13 protein-coding genes are annotated in these 17,751 nt (G+C 71.8%); 4 read left to right on the top strand and 9 right to left on the bottom strand.

Going from position 1 to position 17,751, the window contains the following annotated elements:
• Positions 1-14: 14 nt before the first annotated feature.
• Positions 15-1,850 carry a carboxyl transferase domain-containing protein gene (locus KHP12_RS38280; protein ID WP_211834200.1) on the bottom strand — a complete coding sequence of 612 codons (1,836 nt, stop codon included), beginning with the start codon at positions 1,848-1,850 and terminating at the stop codon, positions 15-17.
• Between the two features lie 226 nt (positions 1,851-2,076).
• On the opposite strand from KHP12_RS38280, the gene KHP12_RS38275 reads away from it, so the two are divergent.
• Entirely contained in the window at positions 2,077-3,156 is a 1,080-nt protein-coding gene (locus KHP12_RS38275; protein ID WP_086885685.1) for a lytic polysaccharide monooxygenase auxiliary activity family 9 protein, read from the top strand.
• 572 nt (positions 3,157-3,728) lie between these two features.
• On the opposite strand, the gene KHP12_RS38270 is transcribed toward KHP12_RS38275, so the two are convergent.
• Complete coding sequence (locus tag KHP12_RS38270; protein ID WP_086886303.1) at positions 3,729-4,244, bottom strand: MarR family winged helix-turn-helix transcriptional regulator; 516 nt, start codon at positions 4,242-4,244, stop codon at positions 3,729-3,731.
• Between the two features lie 145 nt (positions 4,245-4,389).
• Between KHP12_RS38270 and KHP12_RS38265 the strand changes: the two genes are divergently transcribed.
• On the top strand, positions 4,390-4,806 hold the full coding sequence (locus tag KHP12_RS38265; RefSeq protein WP_078559105.1) for an organic hydroperoxide resistance protein: 417 nt from the start codon (positions 4,390-4,392) through the stop codon (positions 4,804-4,806).
• Between the two features lie 95 nt (positions 4,807-4,901).
• Here the strand turns inward: KHP12_RS38265 and KHP12_RS38260 are convergent, their stop codons facing one another.
• The 3 genes from KHP12_RS38260 to KHP12_RS38250 all read right to left on the bottom strand — a co-directional run bounded on the left by KHP12_RS38260 (position 4,902) and on the right by KHP12_RS38250 (position 10,854).
• On the bottom strand, positions 4,902-5,795 hold the full coding sequence (locus tag KHP12_RS38260; protein WP_211834199.1) for an esterase/lipase family protein: 894 nt from the start codon (positions 5,793-5,795) through the stop codon (positions 4,902-4,904).
• A 287-nt stretch (positions 5,796-6,082) separates the two neighbouring features.
• Positions 6,083-7,228, bottom strand: a complete 1,146-nt coding sequence (locus KHP12_RS38255; RefSeq protein WP_107471894.1) for a DNA polymerase Y family protein — start codon at positions 7,226-7,228, stop codon at positions 6,083-6,085.
• Entirely contained in the window at positions 7,225-10,854 is a 3,630-nt protein-coding gene (locus KHP12_RS38250; protein WP_211834198.1) for a DNA polymerase III subunit alpha, read from the bottom strand. The genes KHP12_RS38255 and KHP12_RS38250 overlap by 4 nt, the downstream gene beginning before the upstream one ends.
• Positions 10,855-11,101: 247 nt before the next feature.
• Here KHP12_RS38250 and KHP12_RS38245 point away from each other — a divergent pair, with 247 nt between their 5' ends.
• Together KHP12_RS38245 and KHP12_RS38240 are read left to right on the top strand one after the other, a co-directional pair.
• Positions 11,102-11,563, top strand: a complete 462-nt coding sequence (locus KHP12_RS38245; RefSeq protein WP_244203335.1) for a PPOX class F420-dependent oxidoreductase — start codon at positions 11,102-11,104, stop codon at positions 11,561-11,563.
• 625 nt (positions 11,564-12,188) lie between these two features.
• Positions 12,189-12,632: a subtilase-type protease inhibitor gene (locus KHP12_RS38240; RefSeq protein ID WP_037949919.1), complete on the top strand. Its 444-nt coding sequence runs from the start codon at positions 12,189-12,191 to the stop codon at positions 12,630-12,632.
• Positions 12,633-12,774: 142 nt separating this feature from the next.
• Here the strand turns inward: KHP12_RS38240 and KHP12_RS38235 are convergent, their stop codons facing one another.
• The 4 genes from KHP12_RS38235 to KHP12_RS38220 all read right to left on the bottom strand — a co-directional run bounded on the left by KHP12_RS38235 (position 12,775) and on the right by KHP12_RS38220 (position 17,718).
• A complete protein-coding gene (locus KHP12_RS38235) occupies positions 12,775-13,851 on the bottom strand; it encodes a S1 family peptidase (RefSeq protein WP_107471688.1) in 1,077 nt (358 codons plus the stop codon).
• A gap of 331 nt (positions 13,852-14,182) precedes the next feature.
• The gene (locus tag KHP12_RS38230) at positions 14,183-15,124 is read right to left on the bottom strand and encodes a slipin family protein (protein WP_086880520.1); all 942 of its coding nucleotides are present in this window, start codon (positions 15,122-15,124) and stop codon (positions 14,183-14,185) included.
• Positions 15,125-15,343: 219 nt separating this feature from the next.
• Positions 15,344-16,249, bottom strand: coding sequence for a S1 family peptidase (locus KHP12_RS38225; protein ID WP_211834197.1), 906 nt, complete (start codon positions 16,247-16,249; stop codon positions 15,344-15,346).
• A gap of 506 nt (positions 16,250-16,755) precedes the next feature.
• On the bottom strand, positions 16,756-17,718 hold the full coding sequence (locus KHP12_RS38220; protein ID WP_037949911.1) for an ABC transporter substrate-binding protein: 963 nt from the start codon (positions 17,716-17,718) through the stop codon (positions 16,756-16,758).
• Between the last annotated feature and the right edge of the window lie 33 nt (positions 17,719-17,751).

Below are 17,751 nucleotides of genomic sequence, written 5' to 3'. Positions count from 1 at the left end.
GTCAACGCTCGGCGTCAACGGGGTAGCCCGATACGGCGATGCCGGACCCGGCGCGCGGCGAGCCGCTCGTCCGGGTCCTGGGCGCGGAGGGCGGCGAGTTCGGCACCGAGGAGTTGGCCGAGGCGGCCGAGGAAGACATCGGGCGCCCCGGGGCCTTCCGCGTCCTCGGAGGCGTCCTCCGTGTCCTCGGCGTCCTCGGCGTCCTCGGCGTGCTCCGCGTGCTCCGCGTGCTCCGAGGCGTCCTCCTCCACGATGCGATCGACGATGCCCTGGGCGAGCAGGTCGGCGGAGCGTACGCCCTGGCGGGCGGCGACCTCGTAGGCCCGCTCCGTGGTGCGGTGGAGGATCGCGGACGCGCCCTCGGGCGGCAGCGGCGACAGCCAGGCGTGGCGCGCCGCCACGACCCGGTCGGCGGGCAGCAGCGCGAGCGCGGCGCCACCGGCGCCCTGGCCGAGCAGCAGACAGAGGGTGGGCGCGGGAAGGGTCACCATGTCGGCGAGGCACCGCGCTATCTCCGCCGCGAGCCCGCCCTCCTCGGCCTCGCGGCTGAGCGCTGCGCCCGCGGTGTCGATGACGGTCAGCAGCGGCAGCCAGAGCTCGGCGGCGATCCGCATCCCGCGCCGAGCGGTCCGCAACCCGGCCGGCCCCAGCGCCTGCCCCTCCCCCGGCCCCTCGGCGGTGTCGCCCTTACGGGCGCTGCGCCGGTTGTGCCCGAGAACGACGCAGGGCGTCCCCCCGACCCGGGCGAGCGCGAGTAACAACCCGGGATCGTGCTCCCCGGCCCCCGTCCCACTGAGCGGACTCACATCGTCGGCGGCCACCCGCAACAAATCCCGCACCCCGGGCCGCTCCACCCGCCGCGATGCCCGTATCGAGGCTTCCGCGGACGGCACGGCGGCCCCGCCCTCGGGCGCCCCGCTGGCCCCGGTGTGCCCAGTCTGATCGTGGGCAGCCGCCCCGCCACGCCCATCGCCGGATCCGGCGGACGGGCCGCCCCCGGCTCCCGGATCCCGGCCGCCGGGCGTGTCACCCGACGCGCCGGGACCGGGCGCGGGCTCGGTGGAGGTCCCGCCTCCGCCCCCCGCCCGGCCGGGGGTGGTCGCCCCCGCTGCCGGGGCCGGGCCGGACACCGCATCGCCCGCGCAGAGAACCCTGAGCACTCGGGCCGCCACGCCCGACAGGCGGCTCAGGGGGAGGACCGCGTCGATCAGGCCGTGGTTCATCAGGTTCTCGGCGTTCTGGACGCCGGGCGGGAATTCCTCGCCGTATAGCGCCTCGTGCACCCGTGGGCCCATGAAGCCGATGAGGGCGCCCGGCTCGGCGGCGGTGACGTGGCCCAGGGAGCCCCAGGAGGCGAGGACGCCGCCGGTGGTGGGGTGGCGGAGGTGGACGAGGTACGGCAGGCCCGCGGCCTTGTGGTCCGTGATCGCCGCGGCCACCTTCACCATCTGGAGGAACGCGACCGTACCCTCCTGCATCCGGGTGCCGCCCGACGCCGGTGCCGCCAGCAGCGGCAGCCGCTCCGCCGTGGCCCGCTCCACGGCCCGTACCAGCCGCTCCCCCGCGGCCACCCCTATCGAACCGGCCAGGAAGCGGAACTCGCAGGCGATCAGCGCCACCCTGCGTCCCTCGATACGGCCCTCGCCGGTGATGACCGACTCGTCCAGCCCGGTGCGCTCCCGTGCCCGCTCCAGGTCGGCACGGTACTCGGGGTCGTCCGTCGTGATCTCCACCGGTTCGTCCCAGCCGTGCCAGCTGCCGGGGTCGACGATGGCCTCGATCAGCTCACGGGCGGACGGGCGGGGGGCGCGGGAGGCACCCGTGGCGCCGGGCGAGTTCGTACCGGTCATATGTGTCACCCTTCCACGCCATCGACCTCCCGCAACCATCGGCGATCACCTCGGGTGGATCACCTCGGACACCCTCGCGGCCCGCCCAGTCTCAGCTGCGCCTGAGCTGCTCCTTAACGGCGCCATAAGACCGGCGAGGAGGCCCGTGGGCGGGGCTAGCGTGCTGCGCGTCACCCCCCACCCAGCGAATACCGCGCGTCACCCCCCACCGAAGGAGTCCCCCACGATGACCGCTCGTGCGACCGCCTCCCGCAGAACCGCCCGCATCGCCGTGCTCGGCATGGTGCCGCTCGCCCTCACCGCGCTGAGCGCGGACCCGGCCTCCGCACACGGTTCGATGACGGACCCGGTCAGCCGGGTGTCGGCGTGTTTCGCGGAGGGGCCGGAGAGCCCGGACTCGGCGGCCTGCAAGGCGGCCGTCGCGGCAGGCGGCACCCAGGCGCTCTACGACTGGAACGAGGTCAACATCCCGGACGCCGCCGGGCGCCACAAGCAGATCATCCCGGACGGAAAGCTGTGCAGCGCGGGCCGCGACAAGTACAAGGGCCTGGACGTGCCGCGCGCCGACTGGCCCGCCACCGCCATGACGGCCGGTGAGCACACCTTCGCCTACCGGGCCACCGCGCCCCACCGGGGCAGCTTCGAGCTGTACATCACCAAGGACGGCTATGACCCCACGAAGCCGCTGACCTGGGCGGACCTGGAGGCGGAGCCGTTCGCCAAGGTCACCGACCCCACGCTGAAGGACGGGAGTTACGTCTTCTCGGGGAAGGTGCCCAGCAAGTCGGGCCGCCATCTGATCTACAGCGTCTGGCAGCGCTCGGACAGCCCGGAGGCGTTCTACACCTGCTCGGACGTGACCTTCGACGGAGGGGCCGCCGCGGGCAAGGGAGCCGGGACGAAGGCGGGTTCCGCGCCCACCGCCACCGCGCCCGATGACGCCCAGATAGCGGCGGGCGCCGAGAAGTCCACGGTCGATCACCACGGCCACGGCGGTGACGGCGGCGCCGAGGCCAACCACCAGCCGAAGGCGGCGGAGGCGGCGGAGGCGGCGGACGGGAAGGGCACGGAGGGGAACCACCCCGAGGCCAAGAGCGCCGAGGTCCTGGCGGCGAGCACCGGCCCGGAGGGCGCGCAGAGCGCGCAGGACGGGAGCGCCGCCGACGGGCAGCACCTCGCCGAAACCGGGGGCGACGGATCCACCGGCCCCATGGCCATCGGCGGCGCCGCGGTCCTCGCCACCGGCGCGGCCGTCCTGTTCGCCGTCGCCAACCGCCGCAAGACCGTACGCCGGAGCCGCGGCTAAGCCCCCCTGCGGCTCCGCCGCGTGCCAGGGCTTCGCCCCTGGACCACGGGGGTCTGGGGCGGAGCCCCCGGTTCAGGCCCTGGACCTCGGCGTCTGGGGCGAAGCCCCAGCTCAAGCCCTGGACCCCGGCGTCTGGGGCGAAGCCCCAGCTCAAGCCCTGGACCCCGGCGTCTGGGGCGAAGCCTCAGTTCAGCCCCTGGGCCCCGGGGGTCTGGGGCGGAGCCCCGGGGGTCTGGGGCGGAGCCCCGGCTCAGGCCCTGGACCCCGGCGCCTGGGGCAGAGCCTCAGTTCAGCCCCTGGATCCGGGGGCCTGCGGCGAAACCCCGGATCAGCCCCTGGACCCCGGGGCCTGGGGCGAAACCCCGGCTCAGGCCCTGGGGCCCGGGGGCTGGGGCGGAGCCCCAGTTGTGGGAAGGGGTGGGTAGGGGAACAGCCCGCCGCAGGCGCCACCACCTCCCCGCTGCTGGTGCGCACGACCCGGCGGGTCAGCCTTACCGATGCCGGGCTAGAACTGGACTGGCCCAGCAGCTCGTCGACCGCCACCTCGCGGAGCGCTCCTGAAACGTTCCTGATCACGCCTCCTCGGCCAGCGCCGCGTCCAGGGCCGCCGTCAGCCGCCGGACCCGCGCCTGGAGCTCCACCGCCTCCTTCAGGTCGAGGCCGCTCGCCTCCATCGCCGCCAGGGGTACGCCCTGGGCGCGCTCCTTCAGCGCCGCCCCCTCCGCCGTCAGCCGGACCGTCACCGAGCGCTCGTCGTGCGCGCTGCGCTCGCGCTGGACGAGTCCGGCCGACTGCATCCGCTTGAGCAGCGGCGAGAGGGTGCCGGAGTCCAGCCGCAGGTACTCCCCCAGCCGCTTGACCGGCATCTCCCCGTACTCCCAGAGCACCAGCATGGCCAGGTACTGCGGATAGGTCAGCCCCGTGTCGCGCAGCACCCGGCGGTAGAGGCCGTCGAAGGCGCGGGAGGCGGCGTGCAGGGTGAAGCAGAGCTGCCGGTCGAGCCGGAGCAGTTCGTCGGAGGGCCGCGGCTCGGGGGTGGTGGTGCGGTTGGCGGTGCTGTCGGTGGTGCGGTCGGGCTGGTGTGACATGCCACCAGCGTACCCTTTAGTTGTGCACAACTAAATTGTGTGCTCTACTTCTGCCCATGAGGCGGGGCACCCCGAGCCCCCACCTCCCTCCGACTGCCGGAACACGAACCGGAACACGAACCGGAACACGAAAGGGATGGTCTTCATGGACGCGCTCTACACCGCGGTGGCCACGGCCAACGGACGCGACGGCCGGGCCGTGAGCTCCGACGGACAGCTCGACCTGCCGCTGGCCATGCCGCCCGCCCTCGGCGGCAACGGCAAGGGCACCAACCCCGAGCAGCTGTTCGCCGCGGGCTACGCCGCCTGCTTCGCCTCCGCGCTCGGCCTCGTCGGCCGCCAGGCCAAGGTCGACACCAAGGACATCTCCGTCACCGCCGAGGTCGGCATCGGCAAGGACGCGGCGGACGACGGCTTCGGACTCAAGGTGACGCTGCGCGTCGAGCTGCCGGGCGAGCTGGAGAACGAGACCGGCCGCAAGCTGGTCGAGCAGGCGCACCAGGTGTGCCCGTACTCCAAGGCGACGCGGGGCAACATCGAGGTCGAGCTCATCGCCGAGTAATCGGACGTCGGCCAGCCCGACGGGCGACGCGCCCTGCTCGTAAGGACCGAGGCAGGGCGCGCCATGACGTGCGCTTCACCCACTCGCCGTCGAGCTCAGTCGTCCGACGCGCACGTCGTCGGCGTGGCGTGTTCCGGATCGAGGGCGTTGACGGCCTCGTGGAAGGCCAGACCGTCGGTCAGCCCGATGGTCACGTGCTCGGAGATGTCGGTCGCGCACAGGTCCTGGATCACCACGTTCTTGACGTTCGGACCGGAGAGGAACTGCGTCCGGTAGGGCGTGGCGACCTCGTCGTACTTGGTCGAGATGACGGTGTAGCGCACTCCGGGGACGGTGTCGCCGCCCTCGTTGAGGCGCCGCAGGAAGTCCGAGCCGACCACCTGGTCCATCAGCCCCGGGGCACCCTTGGCGATGATGTCGCCGACCCCGGGGAAGTAGTCCAGCAGCTTCGTCAGCCCGGACAGGGTGGTTCCGTGGTTGGTGGGGGCGATGCCGACCAGGGCGTTCACCTTCGGCGCGCCACCGAGGAACTTGAGGTAGTAGCGGGGCATCATCCCGCCCTGCGAATGCCCGACCAGGTCGACCTTGGCGGCGCCGGTGGCGGCGAGCACCCGGTCCACATAGGAGGACAGCTGCTCGGCCGACTGGTCGATCGGCCCCAGACCGTGGAACAGCGGGACGAGGGGCAGTTGGCCGTAGTCGAGGGAGAAGACGCAGTATCCGCGCTGGACCAGGTAGGGGGCGAAGCCCAGCCAGTTGTCGACGGAGTTGCCGAAGGTGCCGTGCACCAGGACGACGGGGCGCGGGTGTTGGGCCGACGGCTTGCAGGAGTAGTTGTTCCAGCCGCTGCTCACCGCCTCCGACGCGGTGTCCGTGGCGAGCGCGGCGGTGGGGGTCGCCGCGGTCGCCGCGACCGCGAGGGCCAGGGCGGGTAGTAAGGTGCGGGTCTTGGTCTTCCGGAATCGCCGGATACGCCTCCAGGGCAGCATCACATGAACTCCTCGCTGGTGGGGGAGAGAGTTGCGCTGACGGTGCGCTTGCGCTGCGCCCTGCGATCCGGATCACAAGAGTGGTGCGCTCACTCGAAATTACGCGCGAGTAGCAAAGCCATCCAGCCATCCGTCAGTGAAGGAACGTTTACGCGATTTTCACGTGACGTCCGGGAATGCGCCGGGATACGCGAAGTGGGGAAAACCAGTGGGACTGGTGGGACCTGCGGCTTACGCGAGGTCGAGGAACTTACGCGAGGTCGAGGAACTTCGCGAAGCCGAGGAACTTACGCGACGTCGAGGAACCCGGCGGGCCGGACCGCGGAGACACCGAAGCGGGCACGGGCCCGGTCGGCGGCGGCCTCCAGTCGGCGTGACTTCTCGTCCGCGGGGTCGAATGTCAGCTGGTGGGAGGCGAGTCCGGCGTCCGTCAGCCCCTCGACGCGCAGCGCCACGGACCGCACCCGGGCCCGTTGCAGCCCGAGCGCGTCATGCAGCGCGTACGCGGCGGCGGTCAGCGCCGGGGTGTGGGCGGTCGGCTCGGTCAGGGTGCGGGTGCGGGTGGTCGTGGAGCGGTCGGCGTAGCGGACGGTGAGGCTGATCGCGGCCGCCACCTGCCCGCTCGTCCGCAGCCGGACGCCGAGCCCGTCGGCGAGGGTGAGCAGCGCGCGGCGACGGCGGACGGGGTCCAACTCGTCGTGGCGGAAGCGGTGTTCGGCGCCCATCGCACGGGCGGGGGCGTTCGGGGTGACCGGCGCCGGGTCGATGCCGCGCGCCCAGGCGTGGACGCGGCGCGCGGTCGCCGCGCCGAGGATCCGCTGGAGGGTGGACAGCGGCGCGGCGGCGATCCGCGCGGCGCTGTCCAGCCCGTACGTGCTCAGCGTGCGCGCGGTCGCGGGCCCCACCCCGGGCAGGGCGATGGCCGGCTTACGGGCCAGGAACGCGGCGACGGCGTCCGGATCGCCGGGAACGGTACGGACGGCCCCGGCCGTACGCCCGGACCGACCGTCCCCGGGGTCGCCGGACTCCTGAGCGCCCCGAGCCTGTGCCTCCTGGACCTCCTGGGCCTCGTGGGCGGCCATGCGCGCGAGCAGCGGGTTGGCGGCGACGCCGACGGTGCAGTCCACGCCGTACCGGGCCAGCGCCCGGACCCGTACGATCTCGGCCAGCCCCGCCGCGTCCCGCCCGAAGTACCGCAGCGCGCCCCGCACATCCGCGAGCGCGGCATCGGGCGGCAGCGCCTCGACGACCGGCGTCAGCTCGCCGAGCAGGGTGAGCAGCCCCTGGTAGACGTCCTCCCCGGGCGCGGGGTGGAACCGCACGTACAGCACATGCGGCACCTCGCCCGCCCGCTCCGGGCCCACGGCCCGGCCGCCGCCCGGCAGGGCCATGTCCATCGGACGGGTCGGGAAGGGGGGCCGGCCGGCGGTCATCCCGCGCTCCCCGGGCTGGAGTGCCACAGTTTGCGGCCGGTGGCGGCCTGGTCGCCCGCGGGCCGGAGGTCGGCCCAGGGGTGCATGGCATAGCCGGTGGGCATCTCGATGCGGCGGCCGGAGTCCGCTTCGGCCGCCTCCGGGCCCGCTCCCGCCAGTTCGGCGGCGACCGCCCCGAGGCCGCCCTCCTTCCTGAGCCGGGCCAGCTCGGCGAGGTTCCACACCGCCGAGCCGACGATGCTGAGGCTGCGCGGGCCGCGCCGCTGGACCACCCCGCGGACGAGCAGCAGCCAGGAGTGGAAGACGGTGTGCGCGCACGCCGCGTGGCTGTCGTCGAAGAAGGCGCAGTCGACCAGCCCCGTACCGTCGTCGAGCGTGGTGAAGATGACCCGGCGCCCGGAGCGGATCGGCGGGGTCTGGGTGGCGGCCTTGGCGCCGGCGACGAGCACGACCTCCCCGTGCGGCGCGTCACGCAGCCGCTTCGCGGGGATCGCGCCCAGCTCCGCCAGGAAGTCCCGGTGGTCGCCCATCAGATGGCGGGAGACGTCCATGCCGAGGATGCCGAGCTCGGCGCCGAGGCGTTCGTCCGCGTCGAGGTCGGGGAGCCCGGCGGGGGCGGCGGGGCCGGTCTCGGCCAGCGGAAGCTGGCCCTCCGCGCTGCGCCGGGCGGCGGCGCCCCGCTGCTGCCGGTGGAGTTCGGCGATCTGGAGCAGCAGATCGCGGCGGCTCGTGCCGAACGCGTCCAACGCGCCGACCTGGGCCAGCCGTTCGGCGACCGGCCGCCCGGGGTGGGCGCGCAGCCACAGGTCCTGGAGCGAGGAGTACGGCTGCCCGGCCGCGATCCGCTCGGTCTCGGCCTCGCTGATGCCATGGACGTCGCTCAGCGCCAGCCGGATACCTGCGTCCGCTTTATAACGGCTGTCGCGTTCGTTACGACTATCGCGCTCGTTACGACTGTCGCGCTCGTTACGACTGTCGCGCTCGTTACGACTGTCGCGCTCGTTACGACTGTCGCGTTCATTGCGGCTGTCATGAGAATCACCAGACGTCAGTTCGATTCGATAGGCGGCGCCCGACCGGTTCACATCCAGCGGCAGGATCGGCACCCCGCGCCGCCGCGCGTCCGCCAGCAGCAGCCGCTTCGGGTACATCCCGGGGTCATGGGTGAGCAGCCCGGCGTAGAAGGCGGCCGGGTAGTGCGCCTTGAGCCAGGCGGACTGATACGTCGGGACCGCGAAGGCGACGGCATGCGCCTTGCAGAAGCCGTACGAGCCGAACGCCTCGACGATCTCCCAGGTGCGCGTCAGCACCTCCGGCGCGTAACCCCGCTTCTCCGCCTCCGCGTGGAACCAGGCTCGCACCCGCCCCTGCCGCTCGGGGTCGGACAGGGCGCGCCGCGCCTCGTCGGCGAGGTCCCGTTCACATCCGGTCATGATCGACACGATCTTGATGATCTGCTCATGGAAGACCACGACCCCGTATGTCTCGCGCAGCGCGTCCTCCAGATCCGGATGCGGATAGCGCGGGGGCTTGCGGCCGTGCCGGGCGTCGATGAAGGGCCGGACCATGTCGGCGGCGACCGGGCCGGGCCGGAAAAGCGATATGTCGACCACGAGATCGTGGAAGGAGGTGGGCTGGAGCCGGCCGAGCAGATCGCGCTGGCCGGGTGATTCGATCTGGAAACAGCCGAGGGTCTCGGTGGAGCGGATCAGGTCGTAGGTGGCCGAATCGCCGGGCCGTACCTGTTCGGGGTCGTCGATGTCCACGACACGCCCGGTGGCCCGCCGGATCTCCGCGACCGCGTGCGCCATCGCGGACTGCATCCGCACCCCGAGGACATCCAGCTTGAGCAGTCCGAGCTCCTCCACGTCGTCCTTGTCGAACTGCGACATGGGGAAGCCCTCGCCACTGGTCGGCACGATGGGCGTACGGGCCAGCAGCCCGGCGTCCGAGAGCAGCACCCCGCAGGGGTGCATGGCGATGCCACGGGGCAGCCCGTCGAGCGCCTCGACCAGTTCCCAGAACCTGCCGAAACGTTCCTGCTCGGCGGTCGCCTCTCGTAGCTCCCGCAGCTCGGGCAGTTCCGCGAGCGCCGCACGGGCATCGCGGGCGCGGATGTGCGGGAAGGACTTGGCGAGCCGGTCCACCTCGGCCGGGTCCATGCCGAGCGCCGCGCCCACGTCCCGTACGGCGTGGCGCACCCGGTAGGTCTCGGGCATCGAGACGGTCGCGACCCGCTCCGCCCCGAACCGCTCGAAGATCGCACGATAGACGTCGAGCCGGCGCGCCGACTCCACGTCGATGTCGATATCGGGCAGCGCGGCGCGCCGCACCGACAGGAAGCGCTCCATCAGCAGACCGTTGGCCACGGGGTCGGCATGGGCGATGCCCAGCAGATGGTTGACGAACGATCCGGCGCCGGAGCCCCGGGCGGCCACCCGGATGCCCAGCTCCCGGGTGTCGTCGACGACCTGCGCGACGGTGAGGAAGTACGAGGCGAAGCCGAGCCGTTCGATGGTGCGCAGCTCGTCCTCCAGCCGCTCCCAGCGCGCCCGGTCGCGGTCGTACCCCCGCAGCACCATGGCGGCGGCGCAGCGCGACCGCAGCACCCGCTCGGCGCTCCGCCGCCCGGCCCCGACCAGCCGGGGCTCGGGGAAGTGGACGCTGCCCAGACCGATGTGGTCCTCGGGGTCGACCAGACACCCGGCGGCGGTGCGCCGGGTCTCCTCCAGCAGCCGGTGCGCGGCGTCCCGCCGCATCCCGGCCGCCTCCACGATCCGCTCGGCCGCCTTCGCCATGTCCCGGGGGCCCTTGAGCCAGCGCTCACCGCTGTCGAGCGCCCCGGGGGTGCGCGGGTCGATGGGGACGAGCCGGCGGGCCGCGTCCAGGACGTCGGCGACCGGCCCCTCCCCCGGGTCGGCGTAGCGGACGGCGTTGCTCAGCACGGCCGGGACGCCCTGCTCGGCGGCGAAGCCGACGGTACGGGCGGCGAGCCGCAGCGAGCCCGGACCGGTGCCGGTACGGCCGTGCCATACGGCCTCCAGCCGCAGCGCGTCGCCGAAGAGTTCGCGCCAGGGGGCGATCAGCCGGGCGGCCCGGTCGGGGCGTCCGGCGGCCAGGGCCCGGCCGACGTCGGAGTCCGGGCCGAGCAGCGCGGTCAGCGGGGCGAGCGCGCCGGGGTCGCTCACCAGATCGCGCCAGTGCAGCAGGGGCGGGCCTTCGCCGTTCGTCCGGGCGGTTCCGGGGTGGGCGAGCCCGGCGTGGGCGGCGGAGACCAGTCCGCACAGCGCGGCCCAGCCGGGCGCGCCGTCCCGGGCGAGGAAGACCACCCGGGGCGCGGACTCGTCGATGAACGCCCCGCCGCGCACCGGCGTACGGCGCCGGGCGGTGCGCCCCGGCTCCGGGGCCTCCTCCCGTACGGCGAGGTCCACCCCGAACAGCGGCCGCACCCCCGCGCGCTCACACGCCCGGGCGAACCGCACCGCTCCGGCGAGGCTGTCGCGGTCGGTCAGCGCGATCGCGTCCATGCCGCGCTCGGCGGCACGCTGCGCCAGCCGCTCCGGGTGCGCGGCCCCGTACCGCATGGAGAACCCGGACGCGGTGTGCAGATGCGTGAAGCCTGGCATCCGCACCTCCCGCTGCTCACACCCCCTGACCGACCCTGCATCTCCCACGCCCCACCATAACCCCATTCTCGAACACGCGTGCGAGTCGGCTTCGATGGCACTTCCCTCTCCACCATAAGCACCTAAAACGCCCTTTAATCCTGCGTGTCGCCTTGTGAACGCGGCACGCGGACGCCGGTGGATCGAAGCGGAAGCCGGTGGGTCGAACCAGTAGGCGGGCCACCGGCCCATGCGTATGCTGATCACCATGACGGAGGGATCCCTGCTCGATCTGCTACGGGAGCAGCGCACCGGCGCGCTCGTCACCCTCAAGCGGGACGGACGGCCGCAGCTGTCCAATGTCGCCTTCACCTATGACCCCGCGACGCGCCTCATCCGGATCTCCGTCACCGACGACCGCGCCAAGACCCGCAATCTGCGCCGCGATCCGCGCGCGAGCTTCTACGTCACCAGCGGGGACCACTACTCCTATCTGGTGGCCGAGGGCGATGCCGAGCTGACACCGGTCGCCGCCGATCCCCATGACGCCACCGCCGATGAGCTGGTGGAGGTCTACCGCGCGATCCAGGGCGAGCATCCGGACTGGGAGGAGTTCCGCGCGGCGATGGTGGCCGAGCGGCGGCTGGTGGTGCGGTTGCGCGCGGAGCGCGGCTACGGCTGGGGAAGCCGGACCGGACCCCTGAGCGGAGAGCTGGGCCAGGACGGCTAGGGGCCCGACGGGCCTTGACGCCTGCGGCGGGCTGTTCCCCTCCCCGCCCCTTCCCGATACCAGGGGCTTCGCCCCTGGACCCCGGCGCCGGGGCATCGACCCCGGGGGCAGGGATCTGGGGCGACGCCTCAGTTTCGGGAAGGGGCGGGGAGGGGCAAGCCTCGATATGCGGCTCCGTCGCGTGGTCCGCCGGACAGCCCTGGGACGGCCCCGAGGGAGCCGCGGATTCCGGGCTCCGACCCCACTCCGCCGGTCGGCTTGCCCTGGCAGGTTCTCGCCCTGGCGTGGCACGCGACAGCCCTCACCCCAGAGGCATCACGAACATCACTCGATCTTGCTCACCTGAGCATCCTTGAATCGATTTGAGCACCTCGGCACCTCACTGAGCACGCCATCCGCAGGAGCGCGAGACGGCGGACGGGGTCCCTCGAGGGGCGCAATGCGCGCGGCTCCGCGCACCCGGTCGCCACGCGGCGTTCCGCGCCCGGACATCCACCGCACGCGACAATAAGCCACCGAACGACTACTTGTAGCGACCGGAAGTGCTCGATCGACGTGCGTTCCTGACGCGCACCGCGTAGAACTCCGTCCGGTATCTGCAACGACGAGCAAGGGAGTGTTCGAAATGCGGAAGACTACTGGGGCGATCGGGCTGGGAGCCGCACTGGCCGTGAGCGCCGTGCTGGGGATCGGCACGAGCGGTGCGGCACACGCCGCACCCGCCAAGCCGCAGAGCCTGTATCCGCCGTCCGCGCTGGTCCTGACCGTCGGCTGGGGAGCCGACGCGGCCACCACCGAGGTCCAGCGGGCGGTGACTCTGAGCTGTCGCCCCACCCCCACCGGTACCCACCCGGCCCCCACTCAGGCATGCGCCGAACTCCGCTCCGTGGGCGGCATGTTCGGTCAGCTGCGGACCGGGGCGGAGGCCGGCCGGGTGTGCACCAAGGAATGGCACCCCATCACGGTCACCGCCGAGGGGATCTGGGACGGCCGCCGGGTGTCGTACGAGCACACCTTCGCGAACAACTGCTTCAAGAGCGCGGCCCCGACGCTGGTCTTCGAGTTCTGATGAACTGACCGGAAAAGGGGAAGGCCCCCGGACACCGTCCACGGGTGTCCGGGGGCCTGCTCTCGTTCACACGGCCCATATGGAAGCGGTCCGCGGGAGCGAAACGCTCACCGGGTGAGCCGAGCCGGCCAGATCAGCCAGCTCAGCCGATCTCGGCGCCGAACGCCTGGAGCGCCTCCGGCACCGGCTGGAAGAAGGTCTCGCCGCCCGAGGAGCAGTCACCGCTGCCGCCGGAGGTCAGACCCAGCGCCGTGTCGCCAGCGAAGAGCGCGCCGCCGCTGTCGCCGGGCTCGGCGCAGACGTTGGTCTGGATCAGCCCTTCGACCGACCCTTCCTGGTAGTTGACGGTCGCATTGAGGCCGGTGACCTCGCCGTCGTGCACCTGGGTGGTGGAGCCGCTGCGCTGCACCTTCTGGCCGACGGTGGCGTCACCGGCCTTGGTGATCTCCTGGGAGCTGCCGTTGTAGAGGTCGACCGCGCTCGGGTGGTCGGTGTCCTTGGTGTACTTGACCAGGCCGTAGTCGTTGCCGGGGAACTCGCTGCCCTCGTTGGTCCCGATCTCCTCGCCGCTCTGCGAGTCCGACCAGCTGCTGATGGCCTCGGTGCAGTGACCGGCGGTCAGGAAGTACGGCTGGCCGCCCTTGACGACGTTGAACCCGAGCGAGCAGCGTCCACCGTCGCCCCAGATGGCGTCGCCACCGGCGATGAAGGTGGAGAACTTCCCGGCCGAGCGCTTCACCTCGACCTTGTCGCCGAGCGCGTCGGCGACCTTGTTGAGGGTGGCCATCCGGGTGCCCTTGACGGAGCTGTCCGCGGTGACGACGACCTTGTTGCTTCTGGGGTCCACCGACCACGAGGTACCGGGGATGGTGGCCTTCTGCTTCAGCGTCTCGCGCACCTTGCCCAGCTCGGCCAGGGTGTTGGTGACCACCTTGGCCTCGGCCCCGGCCTCCCGGACCTTGTCCACGACGCCCTTGTTGACCACGTTGACGACGAGCTTCTTGGCCTTGGCGTCGTAGTACGAACCCGCCGTGTCGCTCTTGAGCGAGGAGGTGAGGGTGTTGGCGAGCTTTCCGGCGGCGCCGACCGAGAGGGTGTCGGGCTGGGGCTCACCGGGGGCGGCGTTGGCGCTCTGAAGCGTGATGCCCGTGGCGACCAGAGCCGCTATGCCGGCTCCGGCGATGACGACACGACGCTTGGGTATGCGGCGGTGCTTCAACTCTCTGCCTTCCAGTGGGGGGTTGGGCCCGTCGGCAGTGGGGTGCCAGGGCCCGGAGGGCGTAACGGCATAGCGCTTCTCCCCACCCGGGGGCGCGTCCATGCCAATTTGCGCCGCCGAGTATTCCCATCACCACCGGGCGCGCACAAGGGCGCGTTCACGTCATGGGCGTGAAATTTACACTGCGGACTCATGTCCGGACATGGCGGTGCCCGCACACCTTCGAGGTGTACGGGCACCGAATCAGGTATCCGGACGAGCCGTCAAATCGGGCGGATCACCGCATGGAATCCCCTCGCGCGGCTCCTTGCCGGACATCACCTCCCACGGCTCACCGCTCGACCGTATGCGGCTCCGGCTCGCGCTCGGTGAGCGTCGGCATCGCCTGCCGAGCGGGCTGGGCGGGCTGGGCCGGCTGCGCGGGCGCGGCCTCCCGCTCCGGCGCGGCGGCCGGACCGGCGGCCGGGGCGCCGCCCTCCGCGCCACCCTCCGTCCGGGCCGCCGCCGGGATCTCCTGCTGCCCCTTCTCCAGGAAGCGCAGCAGCTCGACCGGGATGGGCAGCACCAGTGTGGAGTTCTTCTCGGCGGCGACCGCCATCACCGTCTGGAGCAGCCGCAGCTGGAGCGCCGAGGGGGTGTCGGCCATCTGGGAGGCGGCCTCCGCCAGCTTCTTCGACGCTTGCAGCTCCGCGTCCGCGTTGATCACCCGGGCGCGGCGCTCCCGGTCGGCCTCCGCCTGGCGGGCCATCGACCGCTTCATGGTCTCCGGCAGCGACACATCCTTGATCTCCACCCGGTCTATATGGACGCCCCATCCGACGGCCGGGCTGTCGATCATGAGCTCCAGGCCCTGGTTGAGCTTCTCCCGGTTGGAGAGCAGATCGTCCAGATCGCTCTTCCCGATGATCGACCGCAGTGAGGTCTGGGCCATCTGGGAGACGGCGAAGCGGTAGTCCTCCACCGCGACCAGCGCCTCGGCCGCGTCCACGACCTTGAAATAGACGACGGCGTCGACCCGCACGGTCACATTGTCGCGGGTGATGCCCTCCTGGGCGGGGACGGGCATCGTCACGATCTGCATATTGACCTTCTGGAGCCGGTCGACGAACGGAGCAATCATGGTGAACCCCGGCCCCCGGATATCCGAGCGGAGCCTCCCGAGCCGGAAGACCACCCCCCGCTCGTACTGCTTGACCACCCGCGCCGCGGCCAGCACGCCCAGGGCGCCGAGGCAAGCCAGTACCACTATCAATGTCACGAGCGCATCGACCATCACGGCCACCTGCCGTCCGTATCGCGAACAATGCCCCTCGTGGGGTACTGATGTCCACGATAGTCCGCCCGTCGAACAGTGGGGAGGGCTGTGGATAACCCCCGCCGGGCCGCCCGGAACGGCCCTCCCCACCGACGCGGAGAACCCCCGTCCGGCAGCACGGACGGGGGCTCTCGCTCAGCCTGGTGCGGAGTTGATCAGCTTCAGGAACGGCGTCGATCAGTAGACGCTCACGCCGTACGCGTTCAGCGCCTCGACGACCGGCTGGAAGAACGTGGTGCCGCCGGAGGTGCAGTTGCCGCTGCCGCCGGAGGTGAGGCCGAGGGCGGTGGAGCCGGCGTAGAGCGGGCCGCCGCTGTCGCCGGGCTCGGCGCAGACCGTGGTCTGGATCATGCCGTAGACGATGTCGCCGTTGCCGTAGTTGACCGTGGCGTTCAGCGCGGTAACCCGGCCGCTGTGGATGCCGGTGGTGGAGCCGCGCCGGGTGACCGTCTGGCCCACGGTCGGGTTGGCGGCCGAGGTGATGTCCTGGCTGCCGACGGTGCCCTGGGGGGTGACCGAGCCGCTGTACCGGACCAGACCGTAGTCGTTGGTCGGGAAGCTGGAGCCGGCCGTCGGGCCGATGGTGGTGCTGTGGCCGGAGTTCGACCACCAGGTGCCGGCGCCGTCGGTGCAGTGACCGGCGGTGACGAAGTAGTTGGCCCCACTGCTGTTGCGCACGTTGAAGCCGAGGGAGCAGCGCCAGCTACTCGCGTAGATCGCGTCGCCGCCCGCGATCAGCTTCTGAATCTTGCCGGAGGTCCGCTTGACCTCGATGGCGTCGGCGTTCGAGCCGGCGGTGTTCTTGATCTTGGCTATCTCACTCTTGGACACCGTGCTGTCGGCGGTGACCACGAGCTTGTTGGTCCCCTTCTCGACATACCAGGCGGTGCCCGCGACATCGGCCTCGAGGACGGCGCTGCTCGCCGACTTGGCCTCGGCCGCGCTGAAGGTGCGGGCGCCGTCGCTACCGGCGTAGGCGGCGGGGGCGGCCAGTGCCGTTCCGGCCACCAGGGCGGAGGTCGCGGCGATCAGGGCGATACGTCTCGCCTGCTTGCTGTGGGGGGCGTTGCGCTTGATCCTCAACTCTTCCTCCGGGGGAATCGGGGGTCCGCTTGGGTGGGCAGGCCCGTGAGGCGCAGTCAATGAGCACGCCGATATGACCGATTCGGCGTGCCCCTGACAAGCGCTTCCGGAAGTATTCGTGGCTCCAGGCGCAGCGCGCAAGAGGACAATTCGGAACAGCCACCGGGCACACGCCACATAGCCCCGGCGGGTTCAGGCCGCCGGGGCTTGTGCTCCCATCCCCTTGGGTATCCGGTGAGACGGACGCGCGGGCGATCGGGTTCCGTTATGGCACGGACGTATCGCGCCGCGGCGGCCGGGCCGCCGCGCGGCCGCTCAGCCCCGCTCCCCCGGATGGGGAAGTCCCAGGTGGTCGCGGAGTGTCGGACCGGTGTACGCGGTGCGGAACACCCCGCGCTCACGGCGCCTGGTACTGCCCGTCGCCGTCGATGGCGGCGGCCAAAGGCAGGGTGCCGGTCGGTACGGCCATGGTCGGGGCCTTCCCCGTGCTTCGGGGCGTCAGCGGGTCACGGCTTGGGCAGACCCGGCGGGTTGATCTCGGACTTCTTCACCGCCTCGCTGGAGAGCCCCCACCGCTTCAGGACCTTGGCGTACGAACCGTCCTGGATCACGTGGTCCAGGGCCGCGGCATAGGCGTCGACCAGCCCGCTGCCCTTCTTGGTGGTGGCCGCGATCTTGCCCTGCACCTGGTCGCCACCGCCCGAGAAGCGGCCGATGATCTGGGTCTGGCCGGCCGAGGCGACGTGGTAGGCGGAGGTGGGGTTCGGGCCGAAGTAGGCGTCGATACGGCCGGACTGGAGGGCGAGGTAGTAGTCGGTGTCCTTCTGGAAGTACTTGATGTCCACGGGCTTGCGGCCCGCCTTCTCGTTCTGCTTGCTCCAATCGACCAGGATCTTCTCCTGGTTGGTGCCGGAGGCGACCGAGACGGTCTTGCCCGCCACGTCCTTCGGCCCCTTGACCCGCCAGGAGGTGCCCTTCTTGGCCTCGAAGGCGAGATCGTCCAGCCGGTAGGTGGCGAAGTCGTACTTCTCCTTGCGCTCCTCGGTGACCGTCACATTGGAGAACACGCCGTCGAACTTGGAGCTGTCCAGGCCGACGAAGAGGTTCTCCCAGGAGACCGACTGGAAGTCGACCTTGAGCCCGAGGGTGTCGGCCACCAGCGTGGCGATGTCGATCTCGGAGCCGATCCGGGTCTTGTCGTCGGTCGCGTAGAAGCCGAGCGGGGCGGAGGCGTCGGCGCTGCCGCCGATGCGCAGGGTGCCGCGCTCCCGGATCGCGGCCGGGACCTTCGCCGCGATCGAGTCGACCTTCTTCCCTCTGACGCGGTGCTGGTCCGGGCTGATGTTGATGGCGTTCTTCGAGCCCTTGGAGCCCACCGACTCCTGGGCATCGCCGTCGCCGCAGCCGCCGAGCAGGGCGGAGGCGGTGAGCGCGGCGACGGCGGCGACGAGGGTGCGGCGGGTCTGCACGGGGGTGCTCCTTGCGTAGCTGAACATCGGTGA

The sequence above is a fragment of the Streptomyces asiaticus genome (genome assembly GCF_018138715.1).
In the GTDB taxonomy this organism is placed as follows: domain Bacteria; phylum Actinomycetota; class Actinomycetes; order Streptomycetales; family Streptomycetaceae; genus Streptomyces; species Streptomyces asiaticus.
This window is presented reverse-complemented; position numbering and strand designations above follow the sequence as displayed.